We start from the raw sequence: 21,321 nt of genomic DNA, 5'->3' as shown, positions 1-21,321 counted from the left end.
AGGATTGCTTCGTGATATGCTGTCCGGCGCCGGGGGGCCGCTGGCCGGCCCCGCCAGCGCCCGGAAATGGCGCCCAGCAGTGAAACGGAGAGCATGACCCGTCCGAATCCGCCCCTCTTCGCCGCTCCGACCGCCGGCCGCCTCGCGCGTCTTGTCGGCGCCCTCGGCGTCGCGGCGCTGCTCGCCGCCTGTCAGGCCGACGAGATCGGCTACGGCTACGGCCCCAAGGATCAGCGGCCGGTGTCGCCGAAGACGCTGGCGCTGATGCAGAAGCTCGACATGAAGCTGTCCTCGCCGGTGCTGATGCGCATCTTCAAGGAGGAGAACAAGTTCGAGGTCTGGAAGATGACGGCCAGCGGCCGCTACGCGCTGCTGAAGAGCTACGACATCTGTCGCTGGTCGGGCAATCTCGGCCCCAAGGTCAAGGAGGGCGACCGGCAGGCGCCGGAGGGCTTCTACGCCATCACCCCCGGCCTGATGAATCCCAAGTCCGATTGGTATCTCGCCTTCAACACCGGCTTCCCCAATGCCTATGACCGCGCCAACGGCCGCAGCGGTTCGGCGCTGATGGTGCACGGCTCCTGCTCGTCGCGCGGCTGCTACGCCATGAGCGACTCGCAGATCCAGGAGATCTACGCGCTGGCCCGCGAGGCGTTCCGTGGCGGCCAGAGGGCTTTCCAGCTCCAGGCCTACCCGTTCCGCCTCGACGGCAAGAACATGGCCAAGCACTGGAACGATCCCAACATGGCCTTCTGGAAGATGCTGAAGGAGGGCTACGACACCTTCGAGATGACCAAGCTCGAGCCGAAGGTGGACGTCTGCGGCCGCAAATACGTGTTCAACGCCAATCCCGCCCAGCCGCTCAACGCGGCCGAGGCCTGCCCGACCGATCTCGGCCAGCCGCGCGAACTGCTCGCCTCGCTCCAGACCAGGGCCAAGACCGACTACGCCCAGGCCGAGGTGCTGTTCGCCAAGCTGGAGGAGAACCGCAAGGCCGAGGAAGACAAGCGCATTCAGATCGCACTGGCCACCGAGCGCCGCAAGGCCGATGCGGAGAAGGCCAAGGCCGACGCCGAGCTGGCCCGCATCGAGGCCGAGCGCAATCCGGGCGCCATCGCCCGCCTGTTCGGCGCCGAGCCCAATCCGGATGCCGGCATCACCGTGGGACCGGTGATCGTGCCGCCGACCGGCGCGCCGGTGCCGGTCGCCGATCCGCGTGGGGCCGCGATCCACGCCGTCGCCATGGCCGAACCGGTCGAGCAGGAGCGGGCCGGCGCCATCTCCCGGCTGTTCTCCTTCATGACCGGCGGCGACCGCCCCGAGACGCCCGCGCCGGTTGCCGTTGCCGCCTCGGTCCCGACGGCTACGGCAGTTCCGGCGGCCGCGTCGGCCCCGGTTGCCGCCGCATTGGCGCTGCCGGCCGCGACGGTCGCCGCGCCGGTGATCCCGGCCGCCGCGCCGATCCCGCTGCCCAACCCGGCGATGCCCGCCACCGCCGCTGTTGCGCAGCCGGCCGCCGCCTGCGCCGCGCCCGGCGTGGTGGTACCGCCCGGCACGCCGCCCTGTCCGCCCGTCGTGGCACCGGCACCCGAGAACGCCCAGGCGAGCGCCAAGGACAAGAGCATCCTCGACCGGATCGGCAGCTGGTTCTGAGCGGAGATCGCCGGCCGCTCGCGGCCGGCGTTTTTGTCTTCCGCTCCTTGAGGGTCCGGGTTAAGCTTGCCGCCATGAGTACCCTCTCGATCGACGTCCAGCGCGCCATCGTCGAGGATGCCGCGGCGATCGCGGCCGTCCACGACGCCGCCTGGCGCTACGCCTACCGGGGGATTCTCGACGGCATCGAACTCGAACGGATGATCGAGCGGCGGGGGCCGCGCTGGTGGGCGAAGGCCATCGCCCGCAACGTCGCCGTGCTGGTGGTCAAGGTCGAGGGCCGCGTCGCCGGCTATGCGACGCTCGGCCCCAGTCGCATGCGCGCCCTGCCCTTTCGCGGCGAGATCTACGAACTCTATCTCAATCCCGACATGCACGGCGTCGGCCTCGGCCGGCGGCTGTTCGAGGAGGCGCGGGCGGCGCTGGCCGACATGCACCTCGACGGCCTCGTCGTGCGCGTGCTCTCCGCCAACGATGTCGGTGTCGGCTTCTATCGGCGGCTGGGCGGCCAGGAGGTGGTCGGCTCCAGCGAGGAGATCGCCGGCCGCCTGGTACCGGTCACCGTCTACGCCTGGCCGCCGGTCGGGCGCGGCTGAGCGATTGGCCCTTGCGGCGCCTTGCTTTCGCCGCACGCTTACGGATAAACACGTGCCCGCGAGCTTCTCGCTTTTCAAGGATCAATCATGCGCATCGACGCCGTTCCCATCGGCAACAACCCGCCCGAGGACATCAACGTCATCATCGAGGTGCCGCTCGGCGGCGAGCCCATCAAGTACGAGATGGACAAGGCGGCCGGCGCCATGTACGTCGACCGCTTCCTCTACACGGCGATGCACTACCCCGGAAACTACGGCTTCGTGCCGCACACGCTGTCCGACGACGGCGACCCGATCGACGTCATGGTGGTCAACACCCGCGCCATCGTGCCGGGCGCCATCATGAACTGCCGGCCGATCGGCGTGCTGAAGATGCAGGACGAGAGCGGCCACGACGAGAAGATCATCGCCGTTCCCTCCAACAAGCTGACCACCCGCTATTCCAAGATCAAGACCATCGACGATCTGCCGGAGATCACCGTCCACCAGATCGAGCACTTCTTCGAGCACTACAAGGATCTCGAGCCCGGCAAGTGGGTGAAGGTGATCGGCTGGGGCGGCGTCGAGGAAGCGGCGGAACTGATCGTCGCGGCGATCGCCGCCGGCAAGACCGACGGCGCCTGAATTCGCCAGCACGTCCGGCGGCTCAGGCCGCCGGCCGGAACACCAGCGCCACGCCGTTGATGCAGTAGCGCAGGCCGCTTGGCGGCGGGCCGTCGTCGAACACATGGCCGAGGTGCGAGCCGCAGCGGGCGCAATGCACCTCGGTGCGCACCATGAAATGACTGCGGTCGGTCGAGGTCTCGACGGCGCCCGGCTCCGGCTCGTTGAAGCTCGGCCAGCCGGTGCCGCTCTCGAACTTGTCGCGCGCGCCGAACAGCGGCGCGTCGCAGCCGGCGCAATGGAACACGCCGGGCCGCTTCTCCTGAAGCAGCGCGCAACTGCCCGGCGGCTCGGTGCCGTGGCCGCGCATGACACGATATTGCTCGGGCGTCAGCAGCCGGCGCCATTCCTCGTCGCTGCGGGTGATCGGGAAAGTCTCGGCGGTCATGGCGGGCTCCCGGAAACGGTGTCGGCTGGAATGCCGTCTGTTACGTGGGAATCCCTCGCTGCGATGGCAAGTCAGCGCCGCTCGGCCTCGTCGTTCGCCTCCGTCTCGGAAGGCGCGTCCAGCGGCTGGCGATCGGCGGCATCGATGATCTCCGCCGGCTTGTCCTCCGGATCGGTCCACTTGATCAGGAACACCCAGGCGGCATAGACGAACACGCCGGCCGTCAGCACCATCCACATCGGGTCCTTGACCACGAAATTCTCGTACGATGCCCAGAGCCCGGTGACGCCGACCAGCACCACGCGCCGCCACAGCGGGCGATAGAAGGGATGGCCGATGTCGGATACGCGCTTCATCCGTCCTCCTCCGCCGGCCTTCCCGATGACGACCGGCACCCGGGCCGGCGCCCGTTTCCGTTACTTTCCCCAAAACTCTAGAGGAAGCCTCCCGGCGAGGCAACCTTGGGACCTGCCCCGATCCGGGCGCCGCGCCGCCCGGCCGTTTCACGCGATTTTGAGCCGCCGCCTGCCGGTGACAGCCGGCAGCCGGTCAATTCCGGCTGGCTTTTCCGCCTTCCGCACGCATAATTGCGTAAACTCCGGCTATTCCCTTGCCGGGCGACAGGAGGTTCCCTTGACCAAGGATCATTCGACGCTGTTCGACCACCCCGATGGCTACGGCCTCGTCAGTCGCACCCTGCACTGGCTGATGGCCGCGCTGTTCGCCTGGCAGTTCACGTCGGCCATCCTGCACGCCGTCGACCGCGACATGCCGGTGGCGCGCTTCTTCTGGTCCTGGCACTTCTCGGTCGGCTTCCTGCTGTTCCTGGCGATCTTCCTGCGCGGCGCCTGGGCGCTGATCAATCTCCGCAACCGTCCGGTCTACGCCGCGGGTCTGCTCGGCACCGCCGCCCGTATCGGTCATCTCGTGCTCTATCTGCTGATGCTGGCGGTGCCGACGCTGGCCGTGCTGCGTGCCTACGGCAGCGGTCGCGGCCTTGAGGTGTTCGGCATCGAGGTGTTCGCCGGCGGCGGCGAGCGCATCCCGGCGCTGATGGCGCCGGCCAACATGCTGCACGGCCTCTTCGGCTGGACGCTGCTGCTGCTGATCCTCGGCCACACCGCCATGGCACTGACCCACACCTACGTCTGGCGCGAGGGCACGCTGACGCGCATGCTGCGCGGTCGACCGTCGCCGGTCGGCGAGATCGACTAGAGCAATTCCAGCAAACGTGGGACCCGGTCTTGCGTCCGGAATTGCGTCTCAACAATGAGATAGAGCCTTTCCGGTGAACCGGATTTCACCGGAAATGCTCTAGCCGCGCAGCCCGTCACCCGAGGCGGCGCCGGGTCTCGGCGTCGAACAGGTGCAGCGGCCCATCGTCGAGCGACAGATGTACCGCCTCGCCTTCGCGCAACTCGACGCGCTCGCGGAACAGGCCGACCACCTCGCCGCCGCCGGCCTCGAACAGCGCGTAGGTCTCCGATCCCGTCGGCTCGACCACCTTGACCGTGGCGGCGACGCCGCCCGTCCCGGTGATGCGGATGTTCTCCGGCCGCTTGCCGATGAGGACGGGCCGGCCCTCGTCGATCCCGACAGGCAGGGCGGCAACGATCGTGCCGCCGTTATCGAGCACGATGCCGTCGCCCTGCCGCCGGCCCGGCAGAAGGTTCATCGACGGCGAGCCGATGAAGCCGGCGACGAAGGTGTTGTCCGGCCGGTCGTAGAGGTCGAGCGGCGAGCCGACCTGCTCGACGCGGCCGGCCTGCATGACGACGATGCGGTCGGCCAGCGTCATCGCCTCCACCTGGTCGTGCGTCACGTAGACGATGGTGGTGCCGAGCCGCCGGTGCAGCGCCTTGATCTCGGCGCGCATGGAGACGCGCAGCTTGGCGTCGAGGTTGGAGAGCGGCTCGTCGAACAGGAACACCTGCGGATTGCGGACGATCGACCGGCCCATGGCCACCCGCTGGCGCTGGCCGCCGGACAGCTGGCGCGGATAGCGGTCAAGCAGCGGGGTGAGGCCGAGGATGTCGGCGGCGGCCGCCACCTTGGCCGCCTTCTCGGCGGCCGGCGCCTTGGCCAGCGTCAGCGAGAAGGCCATGTTCTCGGCCACCGTCATGTGCGGATAGAGCGCGTAGTTCTGGAACACCATGGAGATGTCGCGCGCCTTGGGCGGCAGGTGGTTGACCACCGTGCCGCCGATGGCGATCTCGCCGTCCGAGATGTCCTCGAGGCCGGCGATCATCCTGAGCAGCGTCGACTTGCCGCAGCCGGACGGGCCGACCAGCACCACGAACTCGCCGTCGGCGATGTCGACGGAGATGCCGTGGATCACCCGCATCGCGCCGAAGGTCTTGCCGACGTCGCGGATCGAAACCGAAGCCATGTCGTCCTCCCTCCCCGGCCTCAGGCGGCCGACACGGCGACGCTGTCGGTCGACAGCGCGCCCTCGTGGATGACGAGGCCGATGCCGCCGTCGCGATAGGCCGCGTCGCCGGAATCGCGCGCCGTCAGCGCGACGTCGCCGGCCACGGCGGAAATGGTATCGCCCTTGACGCTGACGCGCATCGGCACCGCCGTCTCGAAGGCGAAGGCGAACGGCGCCTCGGCCAGCACCGTCATCTCCGCGTCGCGCTGCTTGACGATCTGCAAGCGGCCGTCGCGCACAAGGCGGATGCCGTAGTAGCGGCGGAGGCCCTGCACGCGCACGGCCAGGCCGCCGTAGCTGCCGAGGTGGATGGTGACGTCGCTTTTCACCGCATAGTCGGTCCACTCGCGCGTGCCATGGCTCACCATGCCCTCGCCGACCGCCTGGGAAATGCGGAAGCTCGGCGGGAACAGCCGGGAGAAGAAGCTGACGCCGTTGACCCAGGCCATGCGCCAGAAGTCGCCGTCCGCCTTGGGCCGGCGCAGCGTCACCTCCGGCGCGCCGTCCCAGCGCAGCCAGTCGACCAGCAGCCGGCCGTCGGCCCGCTGCGCCGCGGTGGCGACGACGAAGCCGATCTCGCCGATCGGCTGGCCGTCGAAGTCCGGCAGGCGCCATTCGAGCACGGTCTCGGCGCCCGGCGCCAGCGTCGCCGGCGCGCCGTCGACGTCGTGGAGCCGGTCCTTGTCGCCGAACACCTTCAGCGTCAGCCGCACCTCGACGGCGCCGACGTTGTCCGGCGGCGCCACGAGGCGGGCGCGCACCGTCTGGCCGGGATAAACGGTCGGCGTCGCCATCAATTCGTAGGTGCGCATCTCGGTGACGGCGGGCGGCGCGAAGGTCGGCGTCGTCGCGGCGGCGGTCTGGCCGGGCGCCAGCGCGGCATAGGCGATTTCGAGGGCGCGGCCGCCGCCGAGCGCCGCATTGCCGACGCGCACCGACGGATTGGCGGTGACGCGGCGGTCGGGTCGGAAGCCCTGCACGCTGCCGGGCAGCGAGAAGTGGAAGCGGGCGCCGTCCTTGGGCGGCGCCAGCGGCGCCTCGCCGGCCAGCCGCCGGCCGAGGTTGGCGACATAGTAAGCGATGCTCACCGCGTCGTTGATGCTGTTGCCGCCTTCGGCCGCCGAGATCAGCAGCCGGTCGGCGATCGGGCCGCGCCAGTCGGGGCCGGCCTCCAGCCCGTCGAGGCCGAGCATCAGGCCGGAGAGGCAGCCGACGTTGCCGGCGTTGCAGTCGGTGTCCCAGCCGGAGGTGTTGACGATGCGCTGCGCCGCCTGGAAGTCGTGCGGGGCATAGAGGACGGCCATGATCATCAGCGCATGGTTGGGCACCACGTGGCAGTTGCCGGGAAACTTGTCGTAGCCGTAATGGTCCTGGATCAGTTGCCGCGTCGCCAGCCAGTCGGAGTTCTCAGTGTGCCAGCGGCGGACGTCGGCGATCAGCCGGGCGATCAGGCAGTCCCCAGGGATGACCGACAGGCCGGTGTCGATCAGATGATCGATGTCGGAGCTGACGAAGGCCTCCGCCTCCATGGCGGCCCAGAGGGCGGCGGCATGCACCGCCTCGCCGTCGTGGCTGACCCGGCCGGCGGCGCGGGCGAGGCGGGCGGCCAGCTCCGGCCGGCCGGGCGCCACCATGGCCCAGCCGTCGATGAAGATCTGGGCGCCGATCTGTTCGGCCACCGTCGTACCGTTGACGGCGATCGAGCCGGAGGCCGGCGCCGGGATGCCGCGCTTCAGGTTGAGCCAGGCGGTGTGCTCGGTGGAATTGCCGTTGCCGCCCCACCAGAGGATCGAGCGGTGCTCGATCAGGTAGTTGAGCCAGGCCTTGCCGATGTCCTCGGCGGAGAGGTCGGGCGTGACGCCGTAGTCTTCCAGCGCGCGCAGGAAGGTGAAGGTGCCGGCGACGTCGTCGTCGGTGACCACCAGCTGCTGGCCGAGCCGCTCATGGACGTAATAGTCGATCGGACCAAGCTTCTCCATGATCCGGGCGTGCGTCCAGCCCTCGAAGGGGCGGCCGAGATAGACGCCGATCAGCTTGCCGAGAACGCCGGCGTAGACGCGGTCGAGATAGTCTGCGGGAAGGGACATCGGAACTCTCCGGGGAAAAAGGGGGGCGGGCTCAGCCCTTGACCGAGCCGCCGGCCATGCCTTCGATGAAGCGGCGTTGCAGCGCGACGAACAGCACGATCACCGGCAGCACAATGATGAGGGCGGCGGCCATGATCTCCCCCCAGTCGGAGGTGTACTGGCCGGACAGCAGGAAGAAGGAGACGACGGCGGTCAGCCGGTCGGTGCGTTGCAGGAAGGTGGTGGCGATCAGGAACTCGTTCCACGAATAGAGGCCGATGATCAGCGCCACGGTGAGGATGCCCGGCGAGACGATCGGCAGCATCACCTTGGAAAACACCTGCCACGGCGTGGCGCCGTCGATCAGCGCCGCTTCCTCCAGCTCCTTGGGCACGGCGAGGAAATAGGTGCGCAGCAGCATCACCGCGAAGGGCGAGTAGATCGCCGTGTAGATCAGCGACACGGCGAACACGTTGTTGATCAGCCCGAGCTTGGCGAAGCCGAAATACAGCGGGAACAGGAACAGCTGGATCGGCGCCGTGGTGGTGGCGAGCAGGTAGAAGGTGACGATCTTCCAGCTCTTGATCTTGCGGCGCGCCAGCACGTAGGCGGTGAGCGAGCCGGTGGAGCAGACCAGGACGATGGTCAGCGCGGCGAGCAGCGCCGAGTTGAGCATGGTGGTGCCGAAGCGGGCATCATTCCAGGCGCGCGTAAAATTGTCCCAGCGGTAGATCTCCGGCCAGGCAAGCGGATTCTGGACGATCTGGGTGGCCGGCTTCAGCGAGTTGAGCACCAGGAGGGCGATCGGGAACAGGGTGATCAGCAGCAGGATGCCGAGCGCCGCGTAGGTGAGGACGAAGGTGGTCCGGCTTTCGACGAGCCTCATTGATCAAGCTCCTTCGCCTGCAGGCGGATGTAGACGGCGGTGGTGGCGAGGCCGAACAGGCTGATCACCACGGCGACGGCCGCTGCCTTGCCGACCGCGAGGTCGTAGAAGGCACTGCGGTAGGCGAGCGTCGACAACACCTCGCTGGAGAAGGCCGGCCCGCCCTGGGTCAGGATGTAGACGAAGTCGAAAACCAGGAACGACCAGATGATGGTCATGATCATCATCAGCGTGATGGTCGGCCGGATGCCGGGAATCAGCACGTAGCGCAGCATCTGCCAGAAGCTCGCACCCTCGATGCGGGCCGCCTCGATCTGCTCCTGCGGCACCTGGCGCAACGCGGCGAAGAAGATGACGCAGAGGAAGCCCCACCAGTGCCAGAGGTCGACGGCGGCGATGCCGTAGAGAGCGGTCGAGGGCAGCGTCAGCGGGTTGGGAACGGGAAAGCCGGCGCGGGTGATCAGACCGGCGACGCCGGTCAGCGGCGAATAGATCATGCCCTGCCAGACGCGGGCGGTGATTGCCGTGGCGATGACCACCGGCAGGAAATAGACCACCTGGAAGAAGGCACTGCCGCGGCGGGCGACCAGCATCATGGTGGCGGCGAGCAGCCCCATGGCGATGGGGATGGTCAGGAAGATGGCCGTCCAGATGACGTTGTTGCCGAGCGCCATCCAGAAGACGCGGTCGGTGGCCAGCGCCCGGAAATTGGCGAGGCCGACGTAGGTCGGCACGCCGATGCCGTCCCAGCGGCAGAAGGCCAGCGCGATGGTCAGCATGGCGGGGATGAAGATGATGACGACGTTGATCAGCAGCGTCGGCACCAGATAGAGGCGGTGCATGCGCGGGTCTCCGGCAGGCGGAGGCGGCAGAGCCGCCTCCCTGTTGCGGGCGTCAGCGGTTCGGCACGGCCGGCACCTTGCCGTCGGCGAGTTCCTCGCGGAAGGCGGCGTCGATCTGGCCGAGATAGTCGGCCACCGTCGCCCGGCCGAGCCAGACTTCCTCGATGCCGTTGATGAGCTGGGTGTTGGTGGCCGGCGGCAGGAAGGTCCAGGAGGTGTAGCCGTACTTGTTGTCGCCCACCGCGTCGGCCAGCGCCTTCATGCTCTCGGCATAGAGGGCCGGCACCTCGCTGCTGATCTTGACCATGCTGAGGTCTTCGAGCGGCGTGTTCCACTCGCCCTGCCAGACCGAGTTCATCTTGCTGTAGAACTCCGGCGAGAAGACGTAGTCGATGGCGGCGGCGGCGCCGTCCGGGTTCTGCGAGGCGGCGGCGATCGACAGGGTCGAGCCGACGCCGAGCGCGTAGACCGGATCGCCGAGGCCGTCGGCGCTCGGGAAGCCGACGAAGCCGCAATCGTCGGCGTTGTCCTTGAAATAGGACTGGATGTACTGGAAATGCCAGGTGCCGCTCGGCAGCATCGGCGACCGGCCGGCCGCCATCTGGGCGAAGAACTGCTCGGTCTCCAGCGAGAAGTAGTCGGGGCCGAAATAGCCCTTCTGCCACCAGCTGTTCAGCCTGTCGATGGCCGTGACGAAGGGCTCGGCCGTCCACGGCAGCTCGCCCTTCAGCGCTTTGTAGACGTTGTCCGGTCCGGCGATCGAGTTGAAGACGATGGTGACATAGTGCTCGTTGTTGCCGCGCCAGCCGGCGTTGCCGGAGGCAAACGGCACCAGCTTGGCCTTCAGCGCCTCGTCGGCCAGCGCCTCCAGCTCGGCGAGGGTGGCGGGCACCTTCCAGCCGTTCTTGGCGAGCACCGCCTTGTTGTAGAACAGGCCGAGCGTCTCATAGGTCTTCGGCACGGCATAGAGCTTGCCGTCGTATCGGCCCATCTCCAGGAACACCGGCAGGATGCGCTCGTTCCAGCCGTATTTCTTGGCGTAGTCGTCGAGGGCGAGCAACTGGCCGGCGCGGGCCATCGGCGCCACGTAACTGGGGCCGGCCGTGTAGACGACGTCGGGGCCGTTGCCGGACAGCAGCGCCACGCGCATCTGCTTGTCGAGTTCGGAGCCGCGGTAGTCGACCGCGAGGCTGTACTCGGGATGGGCGGCGTTGAAGCCGCCGACCAGCACGTCGGCGATGGCCGCCTGCTGGGCCGGCGCGGCGCTTTCATACCACCAGCTCACCGGCTGGCCGGCGGCGAAGGCGAAGCGGTTCATCAGGGGAACGAGGGAGGCGCCGAGCCCCCCGACGAGAAATGTCCGTCTGTCCATGGTTTCCTCCACGTTTGGTTGTTTCCGGCTCGCCGCTTGCTGGCTCGATCTCGTCGATCGCGCGATCCGGATCTTCTCCCGGCCGGCCGCCGGTTCTCCTGCCGGCGGCGGACCTCTCCTCAGGTCGAGACGCGCTCGACCAGTTGGAAGCGCATTTCCTCGGTGGTGCCGTGCGGCGGCCTCTGGCCGCGCAGCCGTTCGAGCAGCACCTCGGCCGCCCGCTCGCCCATCCGCGCCTGGAACTGGCTGACGGTGGTGAGCGGCGGCGACACCAGGCTGGCCGGCGAGATGTCGTCGAAGCCGACCACGGCGACATCGTCGGGAATCCGCAATTGCCGTTCGCGCAGGGCGCGCATGACGCCGATCGCCATCAGGTCGTTGGCGGCGAAGACGGCGGTCGGCGCGTAGCCGTTCGACAGAATGGTCTGGGCGGCGGCAAAGCCCGCCTCCTCGCTGAAGGCATCGGTGATGGTGACGGACGGCTCGGCGCCGGCGGCGGCCATCGCCTCGCGGTAGCCGTCGACGCGCACGCATTGCGGCCCGCCGCTGCCGGCCAGCATGGCGATCTTCCGGTGGCCGCGTCCGACGAGATAGTCGACGACGGCGCGGGCGGCGGCGCGGCTGTCGACGAAGATGTCGTCGATGGCGATGCCGCCGCCCTTCTTGCGCGCCGATTCGATGCGCACCACCGGCACGCCGGCCTCGACCAGCGAGCGGAAGTCGGCGGCCCGCAGCGTGAAGAATACGCCGACGACGCCGTCGACCCGGCCCTGGTGCGCCCAGTCGAGGAAATGCCGCTCGCGGGCCGGATCGCCGTCGGTGTTGACGGTGATGACGTCGTAGGCGCCGTCCTGCGCCACCTTCTGCACGCCGCGGATCAGCACCGGGTAGAACGGGTTGGTGATGTCCGGCACGATGCAGGCGATGGTCATCGTCCGCTGCGTCTTCAGCGCCTGGGCGAAGCGGTTGGGCGCGTAGCCGAGCGTCTTGGCCGCCTCGGTGATGCGCGTCCAGGTGTCGGTCGACACCGTGGGCACGCCGGCGCCGCTCAGCACCATGGACACGGCCGCCTGCGAGACGCCCGCCAGCTTGGCGACGTCCTTCTGCGTTGGACGCTTCATTGGTTGGTTTCCGCCCGTCGTGTTTTGTCGCGTTGTTTTATTATACGTATTACTGATACGAATAATATGAGATGGACGGCGCGTCAAGCCGCCGATCGGCGCGGCGGGAGGGATTTGATCCCGGCCGAAGACACGCGGCAAATACGCCGCCCCCCCCGACGCTTCATCCTCATGGCTCTCAGCACGGGCGGCGGCCGCAGGATATACCTGCAGCGGGGCGCCAACGCTTACGCGACAAAATGTCTCAAAAACTATTGCAACTAGCAAAATGTGAGGTATTATGACCCGAAGAAAGACCACGGAAGCCGCCGCGACGAACACGTCGAAGGCGCCTCGACGGGAGGATGGCGTGATGACCGACGTCGTGACGGGGGCGGACGATTCCGCATCCCTGATGACCAGGCTGTCGCAAGCGGATCTCAGCTCGGCCGAGAAGCGGCTGATCGAGACGCTGTTCTCGCTCGCCGACTACGAGCTTGCCACGCTGACCTCGGCGGCGCTGGCCGAGCGGGCCGGCGCCTCGCGGGCGACGGTCGACCGCCTGGCCCGCCGGTTCGGTTACGCCGGGCAGAAGGAGATGCGGCACGCCCTCCTCCGGGAGAGCCGGGCGATGCGGGCCGGCGTCGATGAGGTGATGACCCCGTCGCCACAGATCGCGCTCGGCGACGGGCCGCTGGAAATTGCCTACAAGGTGTTCAACAACGCTTCGGTGAGGGCGCTGAAGTTCGCCGAACTCCTGGCCCAGACCGACGTGCTGCCGCGCCTCGTCGCGGCGATGCACGACGCGCGCTCCATCCAGCTGTTCGGCGCCGGCGCCTCGGCGGTGGTCGCCCTCGACATGCACCAGCGCCTGGTCCGGCTCGGTCTCAGGATCGGCATGGCGCAGGACGCCCACACCCAGATCGCCCAGGCGGCGCTGATGGGGGATGGCGATCTCGCCGTCGCCATATCCTTCTCCGGCATGACCCGCACCACGGTGGAAGCCGCCGCGACCGCTCGGGCGCGCGGCGCCCGCGTGGCGGCGATCCTCGCCCGGTCGCAGTCGCCGCTCGGCGACATCGCCGACCTCAAGGTACTGACGCCGCCCGGCGTCGGGCTGTTCGGCACGGATGCGTCGATGACGCGCATCCTGCAGATGATGCTCAACGAAGTGCTCTTTCACTGCCTGGCGGTGAAGGATGTCGGCCTGCTCGAAAACGTCAGGCGCATCGACGCAGTGCTCAACAGCGAGAAAATCGGAGCCGGCGATTTCCGTCGCCGGCCAGCAGGGAGCGACGATCGTGATCGATCCGAAGGACATCGAGAAACTTGAAGCGTCGGCGCGACGCATAAGGGCGCATATCCTGACCGAGATCAACGCGGCCGGTTCCGGCCATCCCGGCGGTAGTCTGTCCTGCGTCGAGATCCTGGCGGCGCTGTTCGCCCACCGCGCCGGCGCCGGCGCCGGCTGGTTCGGCCGCAATGCCCGCGACCACGTGATCCTGTCCAAGGGCCATGCCGCCCCCGCCCTCTACGCCACCTTCGCCGAAGTCGGCATGATCCCCGAGGCCGAGCTTCGCACGCTGCGCCAGCTCGGCAGCCGTTTGCAGGGCCATCCGGACCGCACCCGGCTGCCGGAGGTCGAGATGTCCACCGGCTCGCTCGGGCAGGGCCTCTCGGTCAGCCTCGGCATCGCGCTTGCCCTGAAGCTCCGCAGCGAGCCCTTCTATTCCTACGCCATCCTCGGCGACGGCGAACTCAACTCCGGCCAGATCTGGGAAGCCATCGCCTATGCCGGCGCCCACAAGGTCGACCGGCTGGTGGCCGTCCTCGACGCCAACGGCATTCAGAACGACGGCCGCATCGAGGAGGTGCTGGAGCTTCGCCCCTATGCGCCGAAGCTCGAGGCCTTCGGCTGGGCGGTCCGCGAGTTCGACGGCCAGAGCATGGCCGAAGTGGTCGACGCCGTCGACTGGGCATCGTCGGAGGCGCCGGGCGACCGGCCGCGCTTCCTGATCGCCCGCACCACCAAGGGCGCGGGCGTCTCCTTCATGGCTGATCGGGCGGACTGGCACAGCCACACGATCAGCAACGAGCAACTGAAGGCCGGTCTTGAGGAGGTTATGGGCTGATGGCTGCGACCCCTACCAGCGCTCCCGAAGGGTACGTCTCGCTGCGCGACGTCTTCGGCGATGCCATCATGGCGCTCGGCGCCCGCGATCCCCGCATCGTCATGCTGGACGCCGATCTCGCCAGCTCCACCCGGACGATGAAGTTCGGCAAGACCTATCCGGATCGCCACTACAACTTCGGCATCGCCGAGCAGAACATGGTCGGCGCCGCCGCCGGCTTCGCGATCGCCGGCTACATCCCGTTCGTCAACACCTTCGCGTCCTTCCTGACGCGCCGGGCCTGCGACCAGATCGCCATCTCGGTCGCCTACCCGCAGCTCAACGTCAAGTTCTTCGGCTTCCACGGCGGCATCAACCTCGGCGAGGACGGGGCGACACAGCAGGCGGTCGAGGATCTCGGCATCATGCAGGCGATCCCCGGCATCCGCTGCTACGCGCCGATCGACGGCAACGACCTTGCCCGCGTCATGAACGAGGTGGCCGACATCGAGGGCCCGACCTACGTCCGCCTGTCGCGCTTCCCCTCGCCGCTGCTGACGCCGCCGGTCGCCTCGGCAACCGAGCGCGCCGCCGCCTGCCGGGTGCTCGCCGAGGGCGATGACCTCCTGGTCCTCACCACCTCGACGCTGGCCGCCAAGGTGGTCGAGGCCGCCGCCGCCCTGAAGGATGAGGGCATCGGCATCCGCCTCCTCGGCATCACCCGGCTGAAGCCGCTCGGCGCGGAAATCGCCGACGAGGCGAGGAAGCTCGCCGGCAAGCCGATCGCCGTCGTCGAGGAGCACTCGATCCACGGCGGTCTTGCGGACGGCCTGTCGGCCCTGCTCGACGGCGCCGGCATCGCCCATCGCATCGAACGCATCGGCGTTCCCGACCGCTTCGGCGAGTCCGGTCACCCCGACGCCCTGCTCGAAGCCTTCGGCCTCGCCGGTGCACCGCTTCGGGAAAGGCTGAGGGCCGCCGCCAGGGGGTGAGAGGAGCACCCCGAGGCCGGCCTGTTCCACGTCAGAGGAGAGACGTCACATCGCCTGATGAAGAAACCGGCGCGCGGCCGACGATTCCGCGCATCTTGGGAGGAGCAAGACCATGAAAAAAGTGCTGGTATTGGGCGCGACGCTTTTGAGCGCCAGCATCCTGTCGACTGCCACGCTGGCCGCCGACAAACAGGTGACGGTCTGGTCCTGGTTCATCCAGAGCACCATGCAGAAGTCGATCGCCGCCTTCGAGAAGGCGCATCCCGGCGTCAAGGTGACCTACACCTATTACAACTACTCGCCGGAATACATTACCGCGCTGAAGGCCGCCGCCGCCTCCGACAGCCTGCCGGACGTCATCGGCCTGCAACCCGGCTCGCTGACCCAGCAGTATCGCAACGATCTGACGCCGGTCAACGAACTGGCGGCCAAGGAGTGGGGCGCCGACTGGGCCGAGAAGGTGTTTCCCGTCAACCGCCGGCAGATGCTGATGGGCAACCCGGCGGGCGACACCAACTACTACATCATCCCCCAGGAATCGCAGGTCCTCTGCATCTGGTACAACCGCAAGGCCTTCGAGAAACTGGGCATCGCCGCGCCCAAGACCTATGACGAACTGAAGGCCGCAGCCAAGAAGCTCAGCGACGAAGGCTACCTGCCGCTGTTCCAGGGCGCCGCCGACGGCTGGCAGAACGAGAATGTCTTCCTGATGCTGGCCGGCCAGTTCGCGCCCGGCCTCACCGACAAGGCCCAGGCCGGCGAGGCGCCGTGGACCTCGCCCGAACTCGTCTCGGCGATGAAGGCCTGGAAGGCGCTGTTCGACGACGGCATCTTCCAGAAGGGCGCGCTTGGCGCCCACGCCTATCCGACCGGCGCCCAGTTGTTCGCGCAAGGCAAGGTCGGCATGATGGCGCTCGGCTCCTGGTGGATGCAGGAAAGCAAGTTCCCGCCGCCGCTGTCGGAGTATGTCCAGAACATGGACGGCTTCGACTTCTTCTACCTGCCGCCGGTTCCCGGCGCCAAGACGGCCAGTCCGCCGGTCGGCGGCGTCGACATCGGCTACGGCCTGACCAAGAACGGCGCCAAGAACCCGGAAGCCTGGACCTTCCTCGCCTCGCTCACCAACGGCGAGGCGCTGCAGGAAGCGCTGAACGACCTCAACGATCTGCCGGCCTTCGCCGGCCATGAACCGCAGGGCGACGTGTCCGATCACGTCAAGGACCTCTACAAGCGCTTCATGGAAGATCTGCCCAAGGCCGAGAACCAGCGCTTCGCCATCCCGGCCATCGCCGAGGCGCTCGACAACGCGCTGGCCGGCGTTGCCGCCGGCAGCGTCGAGCCGGAGGCGGCGTTGCAGGCCGTCCAGGCGGCGACCGACAAGGCGCTCGGCAAGTAACGGGCCTCCTCCCCGCTCCGGGGCGCTTGCCGCGGCCGGGCGTTCAGGCCCGGCCAAAGCGGGTGCCTCGGAATCGGGAGCCGCACCCGGCCGATCGAAAGCCATCCGTGCCGGCGCGGACAATCCTTGGCCGGCATAGTATCTTCTTTCGCAGTCCGCCTGCCCGCCCCGGATATCGAGCCCTGTTGGGGGAAGCCATGTCAGTGACCGCATCGGGGAGCGTTTCGGGATCGTCAGGACCGGCGGCGCGGCACTACCGCCGCTTCGCCGGCCCCTCGACCTACCTGTTCCTGCTGCCGGCCGTCGCGCTGTTCGTCGTCTTCATCGCCTACCCGATCGTCTGGGTGCTGGGCGAAAGCCTGTTCAGCGAGGACCGCGGCGGCGCCAACACCTTTGTCGGGCTCGACACCTATCTCTCGGTGCTGGCCGATCCGGTGTTCTGGATCGTCGTTCGCAACATGACCGTCTGGGCGCTGATCACCATTCCCGTGCAGATGATCATCGGCGGCACCGTCGCCTATTTCATCGAGCGCCACACCGATGCCTGGCGCGGCTTCTTCCGCACCATGTTCTTCCTGCCCGTGGTGACCTCGGTGTCGGTCATCAGCCTGGTCTGGGTGCAGATCTATGCGCCCTACTACGGCATCGCCCAGGAATATCTCGGGCTGTTCGGCATCGAGATGGCGTCGTCGCCGATCGGCGATCCGTCGACGGCAATCTACGCGCTGATCATCGTCAACATCTGGCAATGGACCGGCTTCTCCATGCTGATGTACGTCGCCGGCATCGCCAACCTGCCGACCGAGGTTCTCGACGCCGCGCGCGTCGACGGCGCGCGCGGCCTGCGCCTCGCCTGGAGCGTCATCGTGCCGATGCTGACGCCGGTGACCAAATCCCTGCTGATGCTCGGCATCATCGGCACCCTGCAGACCTTCCCGATCGTCCAGCTGATGACCGGCGGCGGCCCCAACCACGCCTCGGAAGTGTTCGGCACCTATGTGTTCCGCACCTCCTTCGTACTCGGCGACACCGGTCGCGGCGCCACCATCTCGGTGATCGTGCTGCTGCTGGCGCTGGTCCTGTCGATCGTCCAGATCATCTATCTCGGCGCCGACCTCTCCCCATCGGGGCGCAAGAGGGAGGACGCCTGATGCGCCGCCGTCCCGCCGTCAGCCGCATCGTCATCCACGCCGCGCTGTTCCTGCTGCTGGCCATCTGGATGATCCCCGAGGTCTACATGCTGTCGATCGGCCTCCGGACGCCCGCCCAGGCCTTCGACGCCACGCTGTTCGTCTGGCCGCTGACCTTCGACAACTTCGTCACCGTCATCCGCGACAACCCGCTGACCAGTTTCTTCCTCAACAGCCTGATCGTCACGCTGTCGACGGTGGCGCTGGTGGTCGCCTTCTCCTCGCTGTTCGCCTTCGCCTGCGCCGTGCTGAACCTGCGCGGCTCGCTGACGCTCTACGCAACGCTGCTCACCACGCTGATGGTACCGCTCGCCTCGCTGGTGCTGCCGCTCGCCATCCTGCTCAAGACCTTCGGCTGGGTGAACACCTACGCCGGCCTGATCTTCCCTTACGCGGCGCTCGGGGTGCCGTTCGCGGTGGTCGTGCTGAAGGCCTTCATGGAGGATTCGCCCAAGGAACTGTTCGAGGCGGCGCGGGTCGACGGCTGCAACGCCTGGCAGACCTACTGGCACGTCGCCCTACCGCTGGTCCGCCCGGCGCTGGTGTTCGTCGGCATCTGGCAGTTCATCACCACCTGGAATGAGTTCTTCCTGGCGCTGATCATCCTGACCCGCGACGAGGTGAAGACGCTGACCATCGTACCGATGCAGTATTCCGGCCTCTACATGGCCAACCCCGGCGCCCTGTTCGCGGTGCTGACCCTGATCGCCCTGCCGCTGATCCTGCTCTACGTGGTGGTGCAGCGCGCCTTCGTCCGCGGCCTGCTGGCCGGCGCCGTGAAAGGATGAGCCCCGCGATGAAACTGATCGGCATCGACATCGGAACATCCTCGGTGAAGGCGGTGCGCCTGCGGGCGGACCAGAGCGTCGCGGTCGAGGCGGCGGTCTCGAAGCCCTATGCCGGGGACGGGGCACCGACCCGCGATCCCAAGCTGTGGGCGCGACTCGCCGAGGACGCGCTCGCCGAACTCGCAGAGGGCGAGACCATCGCCGCCATCGGCTTCACCGGGCAGATGCACGCGCTGGTCGCCGTCGCCGCCGACGGTGCCCTGGCCGCTCCCGTCCGGCTCTGGCTCGACATGGACGGCGCGCCCGACCTCGACGCCTTCGTCGCCGCCTATCCCGGCCGCTTCGCCGCGGACAGCGGCAATATCCCGCTGCCCGATTTCACGCTGGCCAAGTGGCTGTGGGCGCGGCGGCTTGATCCGGGTCTCGCGTCGCGAACGGCCCGCCTCTATTGTGCCAAGGACTATGTCCGCGCCGCGCTCGATCCGTCGGCACCCTTCGTCATCGATCGCAACGAGGCGACCGGCCTGCAGGTGTTCGATCCCTTCGCCGATCGCTGGCATCAGGACATCCTCGCTCAGGCCGGCCTGCCGGCGGCGGCCCTGCCGAAACCGGTGGCGGCCAGCGAAGCGGCTGGACACTGGCGCGGCATCCCGCTGGTGGTCGGCGTCGGCGACCAGGCAGCGGCGGCCCGCGCCATCGGCGCCCTCAGCCCCGGCGTCGCCTCGCTGTCGCTCGGCACATCCGGCGTGCTGTCGATTCCGCTGCCGAAGACGGCGCTGCCGGCGAGCTGGGACGGCGCCTTCCACCTGTTCCCGACCGGTTTCGACACCAATTACCAGGTGATCGGCACGGTACCGGCCTTCGGCGCCACGCTGCGCTGGCTCCAGACCCTCACCGGCCGCTCGGCGGCCGAGCTGGACGCCGCCGCCGCCAATCAACCGATCGGCGAGGGCCGGGCGCTGTTCGTGCCCTATCTGGCCGGCGCCGGCGCACCGCATCCCGATCACGGTCTGTCCGGCCTCCTCGCCGGCCTCACCGTCGACAGCGGCCCCGCCGAAATCGCCCGGGCCGTCTACGATGGTCTGGCGCAGGAACTGGCGGCGATCGCCGGCGAGGCGGCGGCGATCGGCGCCCCGACCGAAACGATCCTGCTGTCCGGCGGCGCCACCCGCCTTCCCGGCCTCGTCGCCACGCTCGCCGCCTTCCTGCCGGCCGACTGCCGCCTGGTCGAGGCCGCCGAGGCCAGCGCCGTCGGCGCGGCGCTCGCCGCGCTCGATCACCTCCAACCGGCCAACCGCCTCTGCCTCGGTACGGCGGAGGTTCCCCGCGCCCGATCGCTCGTCCTTCGCGACGACTGGCGCCGCGCCCGCGAGGCCGCGCTGGCGGGCGGCCATTGCCACCGGAAGGGCTGAAGCATGTCCAAGCTCGCGCTCGACGCCGTCTCCAAGTCGTTTGGTGCCCTCGAAATCATCCCGCCGCTCGATCTCACCATCGAGCACGGCGAGTTCTGTGCCCTGGTCGGTCCCTCGGGATGCGGCAAGTCGACGCTGCTCAGGATCATCGCTGGCCTCGAACCGGCAACGTCCGGCCGGGTGCTGGTCGACGGCGAGGACGTCACCGGCGCCGAGCCGCCCGAGCGCGGCGTCGCCATGGTCTTCCAGTCATATGCCCTCTACCCGCACATGAATGTCGCCTCGAACATCGGCTTCGGGCTGAAGATCGCCCGCCGCGCTGCCGAGGAGATCAGGCAGAAGGTGGATGCCGCTGCCGACAAGCTGCGGCTCGACGCGCTGCTGTCGCGCATGCCACGCGAACTCTCCGGCGGCCAGCGGCAGCGCGTCGCCATCGGCCGGGCGATCACCCGCGACCCCAGGATCTTCCTGCTCGACGAGCCGCTCAGCAATCTCGACGCGGCGCTGCGCGGCGGCATGCGCGTCGAGATCGCCCGCCTGCGCCAGAGCCTTGACGCCACCATGATCTACGTGACGCACGATCAGGTGGAGGCGATGACGCTGGCCGACCGCATCGTGGTGATGAACAAGGGCCGCATCGAGCAGATCGGCGCGCCGATGGACCTCTACCACAACCCCGCCAACCGCTTCGTCGCCGGCTTCATCGGCTCGCCGTCGATGAACTTCTTCGACGCCGAGGTGCGTGGCCGAGCCAACGGCGAACTGCTGCTGCGCCTCGCCGGCGGCGGCGACATCGTCTCACGCCGGGCCGTCACCTCGGTCGCCGGGGGCCGCGTCACGCTCGGCATCCGGCCGGAGCATGTCGAGTTCGGCGACGGCATGGCGGCCGACAACCGCGTCACCGGCACCGTTCAGGTCGTCGAGCGCCTCGGCTGCGACACGCTGTTGCACATCGACGTTGCCGGCAACACGCTGGTCATGCGCCAGCCGCGCGATCTCGCGGACATCCACGCCGGCGAGCCGGTGACCTGCCGCTTTCCAGCCGAGGCTTGCCACGTCTTCGCCGGCTGAGGCCGTCAGCGCGGCGCGGCGATTTCTGCCACCGCCGTCCACAGATGATAGATCGAGCTGCCCGGCACCGACGGCGCGTTGAAGCGGCCGGCAAGATCGAAGCAGTCGCGCCAGGGGCCGTCGTCGCTCGGCGTGAGATAGTCGTCGGCGATGGCCGTCGCCAGCGCCCCGGCGTCCCGGCGCCGGCCGGTCACCAGATAGGCTTTCAGCAGCTCGGCCTGCAGCCACAGCCGGCGGGCATCCTTCATCTTGCCCGCCATCGTCACCTCGTCGGCGAGGAAGGGCGTGCCCGGCGCCCGGCCGATGGCCAGCGCCCGGTCGAGCAGCACCATCTTGACGTCGGCGTGGTTATCGCCGCTGAGGC

Annotated in this window: 20 protein-coding genes and 1 pseudogene; 12 read left to right on the top strand and 9 right to left on the bottom strand. The window is 68.4% G+C overall.

What is annotated here, in order from left to right:
* The first annotated feature begins 93 nt into the window (after window positions 1-93).
* The 3 genes from H512_RS25745 (at window position 94) to ppa (ending at window position 2,873) form a co-directional block, all read left to right on the top strand.
* Entirely contained in the window at window positions 94-1,653 is a 1,560-nt protein-coding gene (locus tag H512_RS25745; RefSeq protein ID WP_053239717.1) for a L,D-transpeptidase family protein, read from the top strand.
* A gap of 74 nt (window positions 1,654-1,727) precedes the next feature.
* On the top strand, window positions 1,728-2,249 hold the full coding sequence (locus H512_RS0109340; RefSeq protein WP_036790934.1) for a GNAT family N-acetyltransferase: 522 nt from the start codon (window positions 1,728-1,730) through the stop codon (window positions 2,247-2,249).
* Between the two features lie 87 nt (window positions 2,250-2,336).
* The gene (gene ppa / locus H512_RS0109335; protein ID WP_026783233.1) at window positions 2,337-2,873 is read left to right on the top strand and encodes an inorganic diphosphatase; all 537 of its coding nucleotides are present in this window, start codon (window positions 2,337-2,339) and stop codon (window positions 2,871-2,873) included.
* Window positions 2,874-2,895: 22 nt separating this feature from the next.
* On the opposite strand, the gene msrB is transcribed toward ppa, so the two are convergent.
* Window positions 2,896-3,300, bottom strand: coding sequence for a peptide-methionine (R)-S-oxide reductase MsrB (msrB, locus tag H512_RS0109330; RefSeq protein ID WP_026783232.1), 405 nt, complete (start codon window positions 3,298-3,300; stop codon window positions 2,896-2,898).
* 71 nt (window positions 3,301-3,371) lie between these two features.
* Window positions 3,372-3,656, bottom strand: coding sequence for a hypothetical protein (locus H512_RS25740; RefSeq protein WP_053239716.1), 285 nt, complete (start codon window positions 3,654-3,656; stop codon window positions 3,372-3,374).
* Between the two features lie 277 nt (window positions 3,657-3,933).
* Here H512_RS25740 and H512_RS0109320 point away from each other — a divergent pair, with 277 nt between their 5' ends.
* Entirely contained in the window at window positions 3,934-4,515 is a 582-nt protein-coding gene (locus H512_RS0109320; protein ID WP_026783231.1) for a cytochrome b, read from the top strand.
* A 115-nt stretch (window positions 4,516-4,630) separates the two neighbouring features.
* Here the strand turns inward: H512_RS0109320 and H512_RS0109315 are convergent, their stop codons facing one another.
* The 6 genes from H512_RS0109315 to H512_RS0109290 all read right to left on the bottom strand — a co-directional run bounded on the left by H512_RS0109315 (window position 4,631) and on the right by H512_RS0109290 (window position 12,018).
* Window positions 4,631-5,689 (bottom strand): ABC transporter ATP-binding protein, encoded by a 1,059-nt coding sequence (locus H512_RS0109315; protein ID WP_026783230.1) that lies wholly within the window; start codon window positions 5,687-5,689, stop codon window positions 4,631-4,633.
* A 20-nt stretch (window positions 5,690-5,709) separates the two neighbouring features.
* Window positions 5,710-7,818 (bottom strand): ADP-ribosylglycohydrolase family protein, encoded by a 2,109-nt coding sequence (locus H512_RS0109310; protein WP_026783229.1) that lies wholly within the window; start codon window positions 7,816-7,818, stop codon window positions 5,710-5,712.
* Between the two features lie 31 nt (window positions 7,819-7,849).
* Window positions 7,850-8,683: a carbohydrate ABC transporter permease gene (locus tag H512_RS0109305; protein WP_026783228.1), complete on the bottom strand. Its 834-nt coding sequence runs from the start codon at window positions 8,681-8,683 to the stop codon at window positions 7,850-7,852.
* Window positions 8,680-9,525, bottom strand: coding sequence for a carbohydrate ABC transporter permease (locus H512_RS0109300; protein WP_026783227.1), 846 nt, complete (start codon window positions 9,523-9,525; stop codon window positions 8,680-8,682). The genes H512_RS0109305 and H512_RS0109300 overlap by 4 nt, the downstream gene beginning before the upstream one ends.
* A gap of 52 nt (window positions 9,526-9,577) precedes the next feature.
* A complete protein-coding gene (locus H512_RS0109295; protein WP_026783226.1) occupies window positions 9,578-10,897 on the bottom strand; it encodes an ABC transporter substrate-binding protein in 1,320 nt (439 codons plus the stop codon).
* A gap of 119 nt (window positions 10,898-11,016) precedes the next feature.
* Window positions 11,017-12,018: a LacI family DNA-binding transcriptional regulator gene (locus H512_RS0109290; RefSeq protein WP_026783225.1), complete on the bottom strand. Its 1,002-nt coding sequence runs from the start codon at window positions 12,016-12,018 to the stop codon at window positions 11,017-11,019.
* 352 nt (window positions 12,019-12,370) lie between these two features.
* Between H512_RS0109290 and H512_RS0109285 the strand changes: the two genes are divergently transcribed.
* The 8 genes from H512_RS0109285 (at window position 12,371) to H512_RS0109250 (ending at window position 20,957) form a co-directional block, all read left to right on the top strand.
* A complete protein-coding gene (locus H512_RS0109285; RefSeq protein ID WP_026783224.1) occupies window positions 12,371-13,330 on the top strand; it encodes a MurR/RpiR family transcriptional regulator in 960 nt (319 codons plus the stop codon).
* A complete protein-coding gene (locus tag H512_RS0109280; RefSeq protein WP_053239715.1) occupies window positions 13,299-14,129 on the top strand; it encodes a transketolase in 831 nt (276 codons plus the stop codon). Before H512_RS0109285 ends, H512_RS0109280 begins: the two co-directional genes overlap by 32 nt.
* Window positions 14,129-15,100: a transketolase family protein gene (locus H512_RS0109275; RefSeq protein ID WP_053239714.1), complete on the top strand. Its 972-nt coding sequence runs from the start codon at window positions 14,129-14,131 to the stop codon at window positions 15,098-15,100. Before H512_RS0109280 ends, H512_RS0109275 begins: the two co-directional genes overlap by 1 nt.
* 112 nt (window positions 15,101-15,212) lie before the next feature.
* On the top strand, window positions 15,213-16,496 hold the full coding sequence (locus H512_RS0109270; RefSeq protein ID WP_026783221.1) for an ABC transporter substrate-binding protein: 1,284 nt from the start codon (window positions 15,213-15,215) through the stop codon (window positions 16,494-16,496).
* A gap of 197 nt (window positions 16,497-16,693) precedes the next feature.
* Window positions 16,694-17,647: a carbohydrate ABC transporter permease gene (locus tag H512_RS0109265; RefSeq protein WP_084798395.1), complete on the top strand. Its 954-nt coding sequence runs from the start codon at window positions 16,694-16,696 to the stop codon at window positions 17,645-17,647.
* Window positions 17,647-18,474, top strand: a complete 828-nt coding sequence (locus H512_RS0109260) for a carbohydrate ABC transporter permease (protein ID WP_036790926.1) — start codon at window positions 17,647-17,649, stop codon at window positions 18,472-18,474. The genes H512_RS0109265 and H512_RS0109260 overlap by 1 nt, the downstream gene beginning before the upstream one ends.
* 8 nt (window positions 18,475-18,482) lie before the next feature.
* Window positions 18,483-19,886 carry an FGGY-family carbohydrate kinase gene (locus H512_RS0109255; RefSeq protein ID WP_026783218.1) on the top strand — a complete coding sequence of 468 codons (1,404 nt, stop codon included), beginning with the start codon at window positions 18,483-18,485 and terminating at the stop codon, window positions 19,884-19,886.
* Between the two features lie 3 nt (window positions 19,887-19,889).
* Complete coding sequence (locus H512_RS0109250; protein WP_026783217.1) at window positions 19,890-20,957, top strand: ABC transporter ATP-binding protein; 1,068 nt, start codon at window positions 19,890-19,892, stop codon at window positions 20,955-20,957.
* Window positions 20,958-20,962: 5 nt separating this feature from the next.
* Here the strand turns inward: H512_RS0109250 and H512_RS23280 are convergent.
* Window positions 20,963-21,321 (bottom strand): annotated as a pseudogene (locus H512_RS23280) (hypothetical protein); the annotation flags it as partial.

Origin of the sequence: Pleomorphomonas koreensis DSM 23070 (genome assembly GCF_000425185.1) — a bacterium.
Classification (GTDB): Bacteria; Pseudomonadota; Alphaproteobacteria; order Rhizobiales; family Pleomorphomonadaceae; genus Pleomorphomonas; species Pleomorphomonas koreensis.
The sequence above is the reverse complement of the archived record's forward strand: the minus strand, read 5'-3'. Positions and strand labels throughout refer to the sequence as shown.